Here is a 14398-nt window from a genome sequence, read left to right on the forward strand (position 1 = left end):
AGGCCAGCTATGACGACCAACGGCTCGACGCAGACGGTCATCCCCCTCAAGGGAATGCGGGGGATGATCGCCGAGAAGATGCACAACAGTCTCGCGAGCACCGCGCAGCTCACCCACCACGCCGAGTGTGACGTCTCGGCATTGCTGCGCCGGCGCGGGTTGATCCGCGAGCACGGCGGTACGGCGTCCGTGCAGGACCTGCTCATGTATTACGTCACCGCCACACTGGTCGAGCATCCCGCGCTCAACGGCACCCTGGAGGACGGCGAGATTCGCCTGAGCGAAGCGGTACACCTGAGCATCGCCGTGTCGCTGGAAAACGGGCTGCTCGTCGCCCCGGCATTGTTCGATGCCCAGGCCATGAGCCTGGAAGCGCTGGCCACGGCCCGCCGCGAGCTCACGGAGCGGGCTCATGCCGGCAAGCTCTCCGTGAAGGAAATGACCGGCGGGACCGCGACGGTGAGCAATCTCGGCCTCACGCGGGTGCGGTTCTTCACACCCATCCTCAATGCCCCGCAGATCGCCATCGTCGGCATCGGCGGCACCGAGGAACGGCTCACCCGGGCGCCGGACGGGAGCATTGCGGGACGACCGTATATGGGGCTGTCGCTGACCTTCGACCATCGAGCGGTCAACGGCGCGCCGGCGGCGGCGTTCCTGGATGCCCTGTGTCAGCGCATCGAGCAGGCACCGGAGCCGTCATGATGGCCGCGACGCAGCAATCGACATGCCCGGCGTGCGAGCCGACGGCGCTGACTCACCTGGGCGTGGTCGAGGGACTGGCACTCGAACGGGCGTTGCTCGGCGAGGTGACCGCGGGTGCGATCGCCGCCGACGTGCGCATCTGGTGTTCGGCCGACCGCGCGCTGGTGGTGCCGCGGAGCCTCGCCAAAGGGCGACGGTTCGCGCGGGCGAGCGCGGTGCTCGAGCGTCTCGGCTATCCCGTGGTCGTGCGCGAGAGCGGCGGCGACGTGGTGCCCCAGGCGCCGGGGGTATGCAACGTCGCCGTCGCGTTCTCTTCGTCGCCTCGCGCCACCGGAGGGCGACTCAGCGTGGGCGCGGCCTACGAAGTGCTCTGTACACCGCTGGCCTGGTGGCTGCGCCGGCAGGGCGTGGCTGCCGATGTCGGCCCGGTGCCGGGGGCATTCTGCGACGGACGCTTCAACGTCACCATCGGCGCGCGCAAGGTCGCCGGCACCGCGCAGCGCTGGCGTCAGACACCCCGTGGCGGGCAGGCGGTGCTGGCGCATGCGGCGCTCATGGTGGACGTGGACATCGACGAGCTGGTGAGCGTGACGAACATGTTCTACCGGCTTTGTGGCCTCGATCGTCGGTGCGAGGTGGCGAGTCACACCACGCTCGCCGTTGCCCTGAGGGATGCCGGCGGCGGGTCTCTGATGCTGGATGCGCGCTTGCAGGGCCTTCTGACGCTCTACCGGGATTGCCTGTCTCCGAGGGCGGGGCCGGTACTGGTCACCGTTTGAGGCCGGTTGCCCGCACGCGGGCGGTCGGTGGTAACCAATGACCAACGAGAGGAGGAGCTCATGACGCTCGACAACCAGGTAGCGCTGGTCACCGGTGGTGGCCGCGGGATAGGGCGGGGCATCGCCCTGGCGCTGGCAGGTGCCGGTGCCGATGTGGCCGTCGCCGACATCGATGCCGACATCGCCGGCGAAAGCGCCGAGGCCGTCAGGCAGACCGGACGTCGGAGCGTGGCTTTGACCGTGGACGTGACTGATCCGGAGTCGGTCACGGCGATGGTCGCCGACGTGGAGAAAGCGCTCGGGCCACTGGCGATCGCGGTCAACAATGCCGGCATCATCAGCATCAAGTCAGTCGGCGAGATCGCCGTGTGCGACTGGGACAAGCTCATGAACGTCAATGCCCGCGGCGTGTTCCTGTGCACGCAGGCGGAGGTAACCGCCATGCGCCCGAGGGGGTTCGGCCGCATCATCAACGTCGCCTCGATCGCGGGTAAGGTCGGCTTTCCGGATCTCTCCCATTACTCGGCGTCCAAATTCGCGGTGATCGGTTTCAGCAACGCCGTGGCGAAGGAGGTGGCGCAGGAAGGAATCACCGTCAACGCGCTCTGCCCGGGAATCGTGGGCACCGGCATGTGGCGTGGCGAGGATGGGCTTGCCGGGCGCTGGCGGCAGCCCGGCGAGGGCGAGGCGGAGTCCTGGGAACGCCACCAGAAAACCCTGCTGCCCCAGGGGGTGGCTCAGACCCCGGAGGACATGGGTGATCTGGCCGTCTACCTCGCCGGTGCGAGCCACGTCACCGGCCAGGCGATCGCCGTGGACGGCGGCTTCTCGCTCTGAGCCGGACGGACGCATCCCCGACCGGCGCGCATGTGCCCCTCCCGGGAAGCGCTGATGGGGCCGTGACGGCCACCGTGGCGCCCTTGGTGGGATGGAACAGCATCCATCGACGCTTCCCTCGTTCGCCGGAGTCCGTCAGCGGCTCCGGCAGTTTTTTTCCGCTTGTTGTCTCTGCAGTTGAACGGCTCATCGTTCGGGACATCCGCTCGCGGTCAGCCCCCGGCATGAAATCCGCTCTGGCATTCCCTATATCCCGCAGGTGGGGGCGGCGATAGCACCCGTGGTGACATCGTGATCGCCTTTGCGGCGTTCGGTCTCGTGGATCGGCTGTTCCGGGGAGCCGGCATCCCGGGAGCCGCAACGCGATCCACTCTGCCTTCATCGATACGTCGGCGGGCCGGGGTCCGGATCGGAGCCGTGGACGCAGCCCACGGCAATGTCACGCAGCAGCGCCGTCGATTTCCGAACACGACCGCATTCCCTTGAGGGGCGGGCATGTCAGCCAGCGCTTCGTGCTCGCTGACCTACGAGGACGCGGTCGCGCTTACTCCATGAAGGCGCGCCAGCAGCGACCGCGCCCGCTTCCGGCGGATACATCCCGCTTCGCTCCCGGTGCTCGACGTGACCGACGGCGAAGTCCCGTAGGTCGGCTGCTCTTGGCAGCCGACGCCACCGAGGCCCGGAACGGCAATGCGACCCGCGCCGGAATTCCCGACACCTCGCACGCGGGGTGTAACTGTCGGGTCAGGATCGCAATCGCCTTTGCGGCGTTCAGGTGTAACGCAACGACTGTAATGCGTGAGTCGATCGTAACGCGGGTGCGCTTGTCTTTTGTCCTTTGAAATCAATTGGTTGGTATTTTCTTGCTGAGATGAAGCCGTGGCACGGCGGTTGCAAAAACGGTTGCGACGTTCCCGCGCGGAGCGTTTGCACGAGAAAAACACGTCTCAGAAATTCGGAGGAGAGAAAATCCCATGAAACGACGTTTGCTTCGAGCCCTGGCTGTTACTGCGGCAACCATCTCGTTCGGAATATCGGTGTCCGCTCATGCGGAACTTCCCGGCATGCGCGGCAGCCAGCATTTCGGGTTCACCGTTCCCGACCGCGAGGCGGCGGTCGATTTTTTCGTGAACGTCATTGGCTGCGAGGCGTTCTTCACCATCGGACCGTTCGGGCCCTTCGATGACAATTGGATGGAGGTCAATCTGAACGCGCACCCGGAGGCCACGATTCCGGCCGCGCACCTGGTGCGTTGCGGTAACGGCACCAACCTGGAGATCTTCGAGTACACCGCGCCGGACCAGCGCAAGGTTCAGCCGCGTAACAGCGACTACGGCGGCCACCATATTGCCTTCTACGTCGACGACATGGATGAGGCGGTCGCGTACCTGAAGGATCAGGGCGTGAAGGTGCTCGGCGAGCCGCACACCTTCACCGAGGGGCCGATGAAAGGGCTCACGTGGGTGTACTTCATGGCGCCCTGGGGCATGCAGCTCGAGATCGTGAGCGCGCCGTACGGTATGGGCTACGAGCAGTCCACCGGTCGGCGCCTGTGGGACCCGCGCCACTGAGACCATGCGCTCCCCGACAACGGCGGCGGTCTATGCCGCCGCCGGCTCGTTTTTTCCCCTGTACCGCCCGGCAAGGGCCAGCACCAGGCTGCCGATGCCCAGTAGCCAGATTGCGAGACCCAGCAGCGCGCCCACGTACGGAATGATCTGCAGGAGCACAATCGCCAGCAGCGCCATGACGAAAGCGGTTATGACCGCGCGGCGGCCCGGCGTGTCGGTTCGGCGCCAGCGCCGCACGCCCATGTGCCCCACGGCGGCGACGCCGTTGACGTAACCCACCAGAAGCATCACCGGATACAGTGCCAGAATGGCCAGACCGAGTGGCAGCCCGACGAGGGTGATCATTGCCAGCACCGCCACGAATGGCGTGACGATGAGTGCTGCGATGCCCAGACCCAGTGACGTTAGCATTCGACGCGTGCCGTTGCCCGCCGCCTCGCCGGAGAAAACCGGAAAGCCCAGCAGGTAGACCGCTCCCACCACGAGCATGCTCAGGCCGAAGACGATCCCCGCGCCCACGTTCACTCCGTCGTCGGTGTGGGCGCCTTCCTCCCCGGTGTCAGGGCGGGTGGATCGGGTCATGTCGCCCTCGATGATCGCGCCGTCGGCAATCGCCGGGTCCTCGCCGCCGTGATAGTGGAAAGCCCCGCGGATGTGGGCGCTATCGAGCACCCGTACTTTCTCCGCGTAAACGGTGACGTCGCCGTCCACCGTGCCGCCGATCACGACCTGCTGTGCGGCCGCCTTCAACTCGCCGCCGACATTGCCGAGCACCTGAACCTCGCGGCCGGCCATCCAGGCCCAGCTTCCGGTGCTGCCGTCCGTGCTCAGGGTCACGGTCTCACCGGCGGCGACGACATGCCCGCCGACACCCTCGGCGATGGTGACCAGTCGGCCGACGGTCCGCAGGTCGTCGGCGATGGGCGCATTGACGCTGACGGTCTCCGCCGCCGTGATGACGTCCTCGTCCACGGCCTCGGTGATCGTCACACGCTGGCCGGCGGCGGCGAGGTCGCCCTGCACGCGGGCGGCGATCTCGACGGTGCGGGCGGCGACGTAGAAGTCGTCGGGGATGGTGCCCCGTTTGACGATGGTCTCGCCGAACTCCTGCGCCGCTGCGGTGGTGATCAGGCCGGCAATGGCCAGGAGCATGACGATGGCGGGCAGGCGCATGGATCTTTGATGCCGCATTGTCTGTGCGTCCTCTTCATTCGCGTCCGGACCGGCCTAACGCGACGCCATCAATGACCCGCCGGCTGCCATGAACAGACCACCCGTGGCGCGGTTGAACGCTCTGACTCGCCCGGGCCGGCTGAACCAGCGCCCCAGGCCCGAGCCCATGGCAGCGTAAACCGACATCAGGGTGGTATCGATCACCAGCCAGGTCAGTGCCAGCACGGCGAATTGGGGCAGTTGCGGTGCGCCCGTATCGACGAAATTGGGAAACAGCGCGGCGAAGAACAGGATGTCCTTGGGGTTGCTGATCCCTACCGTGAAGCCCCGGCGGAACAGCCTGCCGGCCGACGCCCCGTGCGATCGTGAATCCGTGCCGTCGGTGGTGGCGAACGACGGTGGCCGCGGCTGCGCCAGCCAGGCCTGCAGGCCGAGGTAGACGAGATAGGCGCCGCCGACGAGCTTGAGCAGGGAGAATGCCGTCTCCGAGGCGGCCAGGATTGCCCCCAGGCCCAGCGCGGAAACCAGCATCAGCACCAGGGAAGCCAGGGTGCCGCCGATCACGGTGGCGCTCGCCTGGTGGCGGCCGAAGGCCAGGCCATGGCTGGTGCACAACAGCGCGACCGGCCCGGGAAAGACGATCAGGGCCGAGATCACGCCGACGTAGGTCACCCATGTCATCCAGGTCACAGATACTAATTCGGCCACAGGCAATGCCCCGTGTCAGAGCGCTTGTGCGGCCCGGCTGCAAGGCGCGCGAGCGAAGGCGTGGCGAGGCTCACGTCGAGTGAGCGCAACGCCGCAGCCGGGCCGCACAAGCGCTCCTTCGGGCGAGCCTGTCGGGCGCTCTCGCAAGGCGCGAGGCGCGTGGTGTAGCAAGGCCTACATGAGCGACGAGCAACGCCGGGAGAGCACCCGACAGGCTCGCTGACACGGGGCATTACCTGTGATCGGATTAGTAACTCCCTTGCCGGATACCGGCCGATCGTCGACGGATTGACTGTTGCGGACGCCTCCGTCATCGCGGACCACGTCGCATTGCGTATCAGGATGTTTTCACGGTGGCGTCCGGACGTCGACCCCGGTGAGGCGCGAATGCATTCGATGAGGTTGATTTGCGTCAACGCTGGCACAGGGGGCAGGGGCGATAGTGCATGCGCTCACACACCATAGGGAGGCACGCCTCGGTGGCTCGACGTATCACCATTATCCAGGGGCATCCCGACCCGGCCGGGGGGCACCTCTGCCATGCCCTCGCCGACGCTTACGAATCCGGGGCCGTGGCCGCCGGCCACCAGGTACGCAGGGTCGAGGTGGCCCAACTGGATTTCCCGCTGCTGCGACGGCAACGCGAATTCGACGCCGGTGAGCCGCCCGAGGGCATCACCGCGGCGCAGCAGGCCATCGAGTGGGCGGAGCATCTGGTGATTGTCTACCCGCTGTGGCTCGGCACCATGCCGGCGCTGCTCAAGGCGTTCTTCGAGCAGACCCTGCGGCCGGGCTTCGTCTTCGGCGCCAAGGTCAGGGGGCGGCCACAGAAGCGGCTCAAGGGGCGCTCGGCGCGCATCGTGGTGACCATGGGTATGCCCGCATTCGTCTACCGCTGGTATTTCGCCGCGCACAGCCTGCGCAGCCTGGAGCGCAATATTCTGAAGTTCTGCGGCGTCGCACCGGTGCGTACACGGCTTTTCGGCATGGCCGGTGGTGCCGGCGAGCGGCGGAGTGAACGCTGGCTGGCCGGCATGCGTGTTCTGGGCGGCAAGGGCCGCTGAATCGCTCCGCCTCGGGGGGGGGGCGTGTCAGCGGCCGTCCCGCTTCCCGAGCTCTATGTCAGGCCGAGCGCCCTGGCGTGGTGATGCAAGTGATCGCCGATGAGGGTGGCGATGAAGTAGTAACTGTGGTCGTAGTCCGGCCAGCGCCGCAGGGTAAGTGGGTGATCGGCCTCGTGACAGGCACGCTCCAGAGCGTCCGGGCGTAGCTGTTCGTCGAGGAACTGGTCGCTCTCCCCCTGATCGACGAGCAGGGGCAGACGCTCCTCGGCGTGTGGAATCAGACGACAGGCATCGTAATCGTGCCAAAGCGTGCGGTCTTCCCCCAGGTACCGGGAGAACGCCTTCTCGCCCCACGGCACCTCGGACGGGTTGCACACGGGGGCGAATGCGGAGACGGCGCGGTAGGCGCCGGGGTTGCGCAGCGCGCATACCAGGGCCCCGTGTCCGCCCATGGAATGGCCACTGATGCTGCGGTCCGTGGTCACGGGCAGGTTTGCCTCCACCAGCGCCGGCAGCTCGTCGACCACGTAGTCGTACATGCGGTAATGGCGCCGCCATGGATCCTGCGTGGCATTGACGTAAAAGCCTGCGCCGGAACCGAAATCATAGTCGTCGTGTTCGCCGGGCAGGTCGGTGCCGCGGGGGCTGGTATCCGGGCAGACGATGGCCATGCCGAGCTCCGCGGCGAGGCGCTGGGCACCCGCTTTCTGCATGAAGTTCTCGTCGGTGCAGGTGAGCCCGGAGAGCCAGTAGAGCACCGGCACGGGGCCGTGCTCGGCCTGGGGCGGCAGATAGGTGCCGAAGATCATGTCGCAATCGAGCGCGCGCGCGTGGTGGCGATAGCGGGTCACCCAGCCGTCGAAGCAGCGGTTGCGCGAGACGATCTCGAGCGTTGCCGGTTCTGCCATGGTGTGCTTGCTCCAACCGATTGTGTGATGCGCCGGGGCGCGAGGCGCCCCGGCGGCCGCGAATTGCTAGTACTTGATGACCGATCGGATGCTCTCGCCGGCGTGCATGAGCTCGAAGGCGCGGTTGATGTCCTCGAAGCCCATGGTGTGGGTAACGAACTCGTCGATCTTGAGCTCGCCGTTCATGTAGCGCTCGACGTAGCCCGGTAGCTGACTGCGCCCCTTGACGCCCCCGAAGGCGGAACCGCGCCATACACGCCCGGTGACGAGCTGGAAGGGGCGTGTGGAGACCTCCTCGCCGGCACCGGCGACCCCGATGATCGTGGACTCGCCCCAACCCTTGTGACAGCACTCCAGCGCCGAGCGCATGGTCTGCACATTGCCGATGCATTCGAACGAGTAATCCACGCCGCCGTCGGTCATTTCGGTGACGACTGCCTGAATGCTGGCGTCGTGGTCCTTCGGGTTGACGCAGTCGGTGGCGCCGAGCTGGCGGGCGAACTCGAATTTCTCCGGATTGATGTCGACGGCGATGATGCGTTCGGCCCTGGCCATCACCGCGCCCTGGATCACGCTAAGCCCCACGGCACCCAGGCCGAACACGGCCACGGTGCTGCCGGGCTCCACCTTGGCGGTGTTGAGCACGGCGCCCACACCGGTGGTGATGCCGCAGCCGAGCAGACAGACCTTCTCCAGCGGCGCCTCCTTGCTCACCTTCGCCACCGCGATCTCCGGCAGCACGGTGTATTCCGAGAAGGTGGACGTACCCATGTAGTGGTGGACCGGGCGGCCGTCGATGGAGAACCGGCTGGTGCCGTCCGGCATGAGGCCCTGGCCCTGGGTGGTGCGTATCGCCGAGCAGAGGTTGGTCTTGCCCGACCGGCAGTACTGGCATTCGCCGCACTCGGGAATGTACAGGGGCACCACGTGGTCGCCCGGCGCGACACTGGTCACGCCCGCGCCGACGTCCTCGACGATGGCCCCGCCCTCGTGGCCGAGAATCGCCGGGAAGTTACCTTCCGGATCGGCGCCGGAGAGGGTGAACGCGTCGGTGTGACAGACGCCGGTGGCGACGTTCCTCAGCAGGACCTCACCGGCCTGCGGGCCGGCCACGTCCACTTCGACGAGATCGAGTGGCTTGCCCGGCTCCCAGGCGATAGCGGCACGGGATTTCATGAGACCTCCTGCGAGCGTGTCGTGTTGGCGGTGACTTGCACCGGAGTGTATAGATCGCAAAAAGCGGTAAAAATTGGGAAGATCGCATTAGTCTTTTGCACTGGAGCAATAATGGCTCGTTGGGACAGCGTCGAGGCGTTCGTCAGCGTCGTCCAGCACGGCGGCTTCTCCGCGGCTGCCCGCGTCACGGGGGCGTCGCCGTCGTATCTCAGCCGGGCGGTCAGCCAGCTCGAAACCCGCCTGGGCATGCAACTGCTCTATCGCACGACCCGCCAGATTCGCCTGACCGATAGCGGACGGCGTTACTTCGAGGACTGCCGCGAGCTCATCGCGGGACTGGAGGCGGCGGAGCGCTCGGCGCAGGCCCTGGAGGCGGCCCCGCGCGGGCACCTGCGTCTGAGCTGCGCCACGCACTTCGGCGAGCGTTACGTGGCACCGGCGCTCAACGATTTCCTGCTGCGTCATCCGCAGGTCAGTGCCGAGCTGACGCTGACCAACCGCATGGTGAATCTCATCGACGAGGGCTTCGACCTCGCAATCCGGCTCGGCACGCTGCGGGATTCGAGTCTCGTTGCCCGCCGCCTCGCGCCGCGCCGGCTCTATGTCTGCGCCGCTCCCGGCTATGTCGAGCGTCAGGGGGCGCCGGGCTCGCTGGACGAGCTCGCCGGTCACCATTGCCTCGTCGGCTCCACCGACTACTGGACGTTCTCGGTCGGCGGACAGCGCGAGGACCGTCGTGTGCGCGGTCGCCTGCGCTGCAACAGCGGTCCCGCGCTGCTGGATGCGGCGCTCAAAGGGCTCGGCCTGGCCCAGTTGCCGGAGAACTACGTCCTCACGCATCTGGATCGCGGCGATCTCGTGGAGGTGCTGGGCGAGCATGCCTACGCGCAGGCCGGCGTCTACGCGGTGTACCCGTGGAGCCGGTATCCGGTACCCAAGGTCCGCGCGCTGGTGGCTTTCCTGGTGGAGCGATTCGCCGGGCGGGCGCCGTGGTCACGGTGAGCGTGCCCGTCAGTCGTGGCGTTTTCCGCCTATGACGAATGCCCGCAGCGAATCGCCGTGACGGGCCGCGAGGGTCTGGACCCGCTGGAGCAACGCTTCGTTTACCCGGTGGCCGGCGGGTAGCAGGAGAAAGCCCTCCGGTGTGGTGAGGTCCTTGGCGAGAACCATGCCGGGCTGCAGATCAGTGACGGGAATGCCCTCGTGCGTGCCCTCGTCCGCCGGCTGGCGCTGCTTGTACCAGCGGAAGAACGCATTCACCGCGCGTGGGTCGAAGCGCTGGCCGCGTTCGCGCAATATGAGATCCCGTGCGTCGCTCTCGGTGAGCCGGCGGCGGAGAATGTGTCCATGCATCGCCTCGTCGAAGGTATCGATGACGCTGAGAATGCGGGCGGCGATGGGGATATCGTTCCCACTCAGCCCGTCGGGGAATCCGCGACCGTCGAAGCGTTCGTGGTGTGCCCGTACCAGCCGTGCAACGCCCTTCAGTGCAGTGCTGGCGTTGAGCAGCGATTCGCCGATTTCCGGGTGGCGGTGGAATTCCTTGGCCCCATTGCCAATCAGGCGGGACTGGGGGGTGCGTTGAACGTCGTCCGGCAGGGCAATCTCGCCGATATCGTGCACTTTTGCCGCGAGGACCGCCTCGGCGATGCGGTTCTCGTCCAGGCGCAGGTGGTGGCCGAACTCTTCCATCAACTCGGCCACGCGCTCGCCGTGGCCCCTCTTCGCGGGTGTTTCCAGCGCTAGAAGGCCGTGGCAGAGCTCGCGGAGCTCCGCCGCTATGGGAGCGCTCGAGTGTTCCGTTGTTCGCAGCGCGTCGGCGGAGCGTACGTGCTCGAATACCTGAAGCGCGGCGGCCAGTGTCGTCTGTAGCTCCTCCGGCGACCAGGGCTTCTCGAGCAACGCGAAAACCTGCCCTTCGTTGATGGCACGGCGGCTGACGTCATAGTCGCCATAGGCAGTGAGCAGGATGCGGGCGATGGTCCGGTCACGTTGCGCGAAGCGGGCGAGCAGGGTAACGCCGTCATCGCTGCCCAGGCGGAAGTCGCAAATCACGGCATCGATCGTGTGCGCGTCCAGGACGGACTCCGCTCCCGCGGCGTCGGTGGCCGTGTGGACCTCGTAACCCTGGCGGCGGAGCTCGCGGCGCAACGCCGAGACGACGTTGGCCTCGTCATCGACGCACAGTACCGAAGCGGGGCGTTGGGTCGTGGCCTGCGACTCGGTCACTTGCGTTGCCGTCGTTTCATCCATGGCGCTCGTCTCCGCCGGTGCCGCGTTGTTGCTCGCCCGATGGTTCGTCGCCGCGCTTGTCTCCGGTCAGCGCTGTAATGTCCAGCGCTTCCCGCTCGACCTCCAACTCGTCGATGCGGCTTTGCATCGTCACCGCCTGGGCCGCGAACCGATCCACGGTCTCCTCCAGGGCGCGGATCTTCATGCGCTGGTTCTCGAAGCCCTGGGACTGCGCCATGAGCTTGCGTATCTGGCGACGGTTGCGGTGACTCTCGTTCTCGAAGAGCTTCAGTGATTGTTCCCATTTGGCGAGCTGTTGTTCGAGCTCGCGGATCTTGGCGGTGTAGTGGCGCTCGAGCTGCTCGCGGCTGAGCTCCGACTTCTCCAGCTGTGTCTTCAGGCTGTCGATGACCTGGCGCTGCTCGGTGATCGACGTCAGAAGATGCTGGTACTCGGAGTCCAGGCGCTCCCCCGAGCGCTCCACCAGCCGTTGCTGGCGTGCGAGGTTGCGTGGCGCTTCGGCCTGGGACTGTGCCACGCCCGGGCGTGCCTCGAATGGGGCGATGTCGCCACGGTCCAGGTACTCGTCCAGCGGCCGCCGCGCCATCTCGTAGGCCTCCAGGTGTGCGTCGACCCGTTCGCCGCGGGCGCTGTCGTCCACGAATTCCTTTCGTAGCGCCGTGCGCAGGTTGGAGCTCGCGCGCCTTTCCTCGACCGTGGCGCTATGCATCTCGTTGAAGCGTTGCCGGTAGCCTTCCAGTGTGTCGATGCGGTCACGCAGCCGCTTCATCTCCACTTCCCGGTTGTGTTCGGAGTAGGCGTCCGATGACGCCGGCGGCTCCGGTTGGGGCGATGTGCCGGAGCGGCTTTGCCCGGCGCTGGCGTTCCGGGACTGGGCCAGGGCGGATGCGAGCGCCTGCTCTGCCTTGTCCCAGCGTGCCAGGTGCGTGCCGAGGTACTCCTCGCGTGCCTGCCAGTGTTCCGAAGGGGGGCCCTCGAGGGCGAGCAATTCCGTACGCACGAGATCATAACGGAGCTGAAGCATGACCAGCGCCGGATCGTGCCCTTGCTCCAGTACCCGCAGCCGGTCGAGATCCGGCGGATTGCCATCCCAATGTTCCCGGTAACGCTCGGCCAGCGCTTTCGCCTGTTGGTGGAGGTATTCCGAGAAGTGTTCGTGGCCGTCTGGCAGCTCACTGCTGCGCGAGGCCTTCATGCGACGGCGCTGGTGCAGAGCCCATATGGACAGAGCCACGACAACGACCAGCAACACCGCGACCGCATCGGCCAGGCCGATGACCATTCCAATCAGCTGGTGCCGGCTAAATGAATCCATTGGCAATTAATCCCGGCGGCGGCATGAGCGCGGCGGCTTCATACCTATTGAACGGCCACTTTTCATAGACCTTAATAGGACATCAATGCGGCGTCGATCACACATCGTTGCAGTAGTGGCCTCGATTCAGGGCATTGCCGCCACCGGAAATGGCGACGGGGGATAACCGATGACACAGTCCTCGCGGTACAGGTCGGCGTTGCGGATCGTTGCATCCGGTGCGTGGGCATGGCCGTTGTCCGGCGCCGCGGCGGTGCAGGACAGCGCAGTTGCGGCGGTTCTTTCCCATCCAGAGGCGATGCTCGCGCTCGTGGCGGTCATGGTCGTTGCGGGAACGGGCTGGTGGTGGCACCGGCGCCGCCGGGCGGGGGCGGGCGATCGGGTCAGGGAGCTGAATTGCCTGTATGCGACCGCCGCGGCGCTGACCGCGGGCGCACCGCGCAAGCAGACGCTCGAGGCGCTTCTGGCGGCCTTGCCCGACGGCTTTTCCGAACCCTCCCGGGTCGAGGTCAGGCTCAGTCTCGACGGTGAGGAGCACCAAACGGCGGGCTGGCGGGATGCAACGGGGGACGGCGGGGCGTTCATCGGCGCCGATGTGAAGGCCGGCGATACACCATTCGGACGTCTCGAGGTTGCGTACCGGCCGGATCGTCGCGGGCGTTCCCCCGCTTTCCGGGCGGAGGAGACTTGGCTGCTGGAGAGTGTGGCCCAGCAGGTGGTGGTCTATCTCGAGCGTGACCGGGCGCGTCAGGCGTTGCGCCGGAGCAAGACACGACTGAGGCAATTGATGGATACGGCGACAGAAGGCATATGCCATCTGCGCGCCGATGGTCGTGTCCGGTACGCCAATCGCCTTTTCCTGGAGCTGCTCGAGGCACCGGCGTGCGATGTCGTTGGCCGTTCCATCTATGAGTTGGTGCCGGCGGACATCGCCCAACGGCTCCGCGAGGGATTCCGGCAGGGGCGGCGAGGCGACACCCTGCGCTATGAGCTCTATACCGAGCGCGTCGAGGGGCAACCGCACTGGCTGTTGGTGTCGGCATCCATGGAATACGATGACAACGGCTCGCTCGCCGGTGTCTTCGCCATGGTGACCGACATCACCGAACAGAAACTGGCCACACAGCGGGCGGAGGAGGCATGCGAGCGCCTGGAAGCGCTGCAGGGGCGCATGATGCGCACCGAAAAGCTCGCCTCCATCGGACAGCTCGCCGCCGGCGTCGCTCACGAAATCAACAATCCGCTCGCCTATGTGAAGTCCAACCTGGGTACGCTGCGCGAGTACCTGCGTTACCTCACCGACGCGGTCACCGCGGCAGGCGTTGTCGACGAGCAACTCGATTTCGTACGCGACGACCTGCCCGAGCTGCTCGACGAATGCGAAGACGGGCTGCGCAGGGTCACCACCATCATCGCCACACTCAAGGGGCTCGCCCGGGACGGAGCCGGGGACTGGGGGGCGACCGATGTCAACGAAGCCGTCACCGATGCCCTTCGTATCGTCAGCCCCAGCCTCTCCGGTCGGGGAGAGCTCACGCGTGAGCTCTCGCAATTGCCTTCCGTCGAGGGTTCGTCGTCGCAGCTCGCGCAGGTGTTCGTCAACCTGCTCACGAATGCGATGAAGGCGCTGGGCGACTGGGGGCGCATTCGCGTGGCCACTTGGTATGACGCGAGTGCCGGCTACGTCATGGTGGAAGTGGCGGATAACGGCGAGGGCATACCGAAGGAAGCGCTGAACCGAATCTTCGATCCCTTCTACACCACCGCCAACGCCGGCGAGGGCACGGGGCTCGGACTGGCAATGGTTCATACTATCATCGAGCGCCACGGGGGCAGCATTGACGTTGCGAGCGAGCCGGGGCAGGGCACCACCTTCCGTCTGGCTCTGCCGGCGTAGCCCCGCCGATGC

At 66.5% G+C, this 14398-nt stretch carries 13 protein-coding genes; 7 read left to right on the top strand and 6 right to left on the bottom strand.

All coding sequences use genetic code 11. The features are described 5' to 3' along the window. Nucleotides 1-9: 9 nt before the first annotated feature. From ACPEES_RS13935 to ACPEES_RS13950, 4 genes are all read left to right on the top strand, one after another. Nucleotides 10-705 (top strand): 2-oxo acid dehydrogenase subunit E2, encoded by a 696-nt coding sequence (locus tag ACPEES_RS13935; RefSeq protein WP_435104120.1) that lies wholly within the window; start codon nucleotides 10-12, stop codon nucleotides 703-705. After that, a complete protein-coding gene (locus ACPEES_RS13940; RefSeq protein ID WP_435104121.1) occupies nucleotides 702-1484 on the top strand; it encodes a lipoate--protein ligase family protein in 783 nt (260 codons plus the stop codon). The genes ACPEES_RS13935 and ACPEES_RS13940 overlap by 4 nt, the downstream gene beginning before the upstream one ends. Before the next feature lie 60 nt (nucleotides 1485-1544). Next, nucleotides 1545-2321: an SDR family NAD(P)-dependent oxidoreductase gene (locus ACPEES_RS13945; protein ID WP_435104122.1), complete on the top strand. Its 777-nt coding sequence runs from the start codon at nucleotides 1545-1547 to the stop codon at nucleotides 2319-2321. Nucleotides 2322-3295: 974 nt separating this feature from the next. After that, on the top strand, nucleotides 3296-3892 hold the full coding sequence (locus ACPEES_RS13950) for a VOC family protein (RefSeq protein ID WP_435104123.1): 597 nt from the start codon (nucleotides 3296-3298) through the stop codon (nucleotides 3890-3892). Nucleotides 3893-3922: 30 nt separating this feature from the next. Here ACPEES_RS13950 and ACPEES_RS13955 read toward each other — a convergent pair whose 3' ends face one another. Together ACPEES_RS13955 and ACPEES_RS13960 are read right to left on the bottom strand one after the other, a co-directional pair. Continuing rightward, complete coding sequence (locus ACPEES_RS13955; protein WP_435104124.1) at nucleotides 3923-5083, bottom strand: hypothetical protein; 1161 nt, start codon at nucleotides 5081-5083, stop codon at nucleotides 3923-3925. A 36-nt stretch (nucleotides 5084-5119) separates the two neighbouring features. Then, a complete protein-coding gene (locus tag ACPEES_RS13960) occupies nucleotides 5120-5746 on the bottom strand; it encodes a LysE family translocator (RefSeq protein ID WP_435104125.1) in 627 nt (208 codons plus the stop codon). 473 nt (nucleotides 5747-6219) lie between these two features. On the opposite strand from ACPEES_RS13960, the gene ACPEES_RS13965 reads away from it, so the two are divergent. After that, complete coding sequence (locus tag ACPEES_RS13965; RefSeq protein ID WP_435104126.1) at nucleotides 6220-6837, top strand: NAD(P)H-dependent oxidoreductase; 618 nt, start codon at nucleotides 6220-6222, stop codon at nucleotides 6835-6837. 53 nt (nucleotides 6838-6890) lie between these two features. Here the strand turns inward: ACPEES_RS13965 and fghA are convergent, their stop codons facing one another. Continuing rightward, nucleotides 6891-7745: an S-formylglutathione hydrolase gene (gene fghA, locus ACPEES_RS13970; RefSeq protein WP_435104127.1), complete on the bottom strand. Its 855-nt coding sequence runs from the start codon at nucleotides 7743-7745 to the stop codon at nucleotides 6891-6893. Nucleotides 7746-7811: 66 nt separating this feature from the next. Continuing rightward, on the bottom strand, nucleotides 7812-8921 hold the full coding sequence (locus ACPEES_RS13975) for an S-(hydroxymethyl)glutathione dehydrogenase/class III alcohol dehydrogenase (RefSeq protein WP_435104128.1): 1110 nt from the start codon (nucleotides 8919-8921) through the stop codon (nucleotides 7812-7814). 111 nt (nucleotides 8922-9032) lie between these two features. On the opposite strand from ACPEES_RS13975, the gene ACPEES_RS13980 reads away from it, so the two are divergent. Continuing rightward, nucleotides 9033-9923, top strand: a complete 891-nt coding sequence (locus tag ACPEES_RS13980; RefSeq protein ID WP_435104129.1) for a LysR family transcriptional regulator — start codon at nucleotides 9033-9035, stop codon at nucleotides 9921-9923. A gap of 9 nt (nucleotides 9924-9932) precedes the next feature. Here ACPEES_RS13980 and ACPEES_RS13985 read toward each other — a convergent pair whose 3' ends face one another. Next, nucleotides 9933-11174 (bottom strand): HD domain-containing phosphohydrolase, encoded by a 1242-nt coding sequence (locus tag ACPEES_RS13985; protein WP_435104130.1) that lies wholly within the window; start codon nucleotides 11172-11174, stop codon nucleotides 9933-9935. Then, on the bottom strand, nucleotides 11167-12489 hold the full coding sequence (locus tag ACPEES_RS13990) for a hypothetical protein (protein ID WP_435104131.1): 1323 nt from the start codon (nucleotides 12487-12489) through the stop codon (nucleotides 11167-11169). Before ACPEES_RS13990 ends, ACPEES_RS13985 begins: the two co-directional genes overlap by 8 nt. 169 nt (nucleotides 12490-12658) lie before the next feature. Between ACPEES_RS13990 and ACPEES_RS13995 the strand changes: the two genes are divergently transcribed. Then, a complete protein-coding gene (locus tag ACPEES_RS13995) occupies nucleotides 12659-14386 on the top strand; it encodes a two-component system sensor histidine kinase NtrB (RefSeq protein ID WP_435104132.1) in 1728 nt (575 codons plus the stop codon). Nucleotides 14387-14398: the final 12 nt, after the last annotated feature.

Source organism: Arhodomonas sp. AD133, from assembly GCF_051195215.1.
Classification (GTDB): Bacteria; Pseudomonadota; Gammaproteobacteria; order Nitrococcales; family Nitrococcaceae; genus Arhodomonas.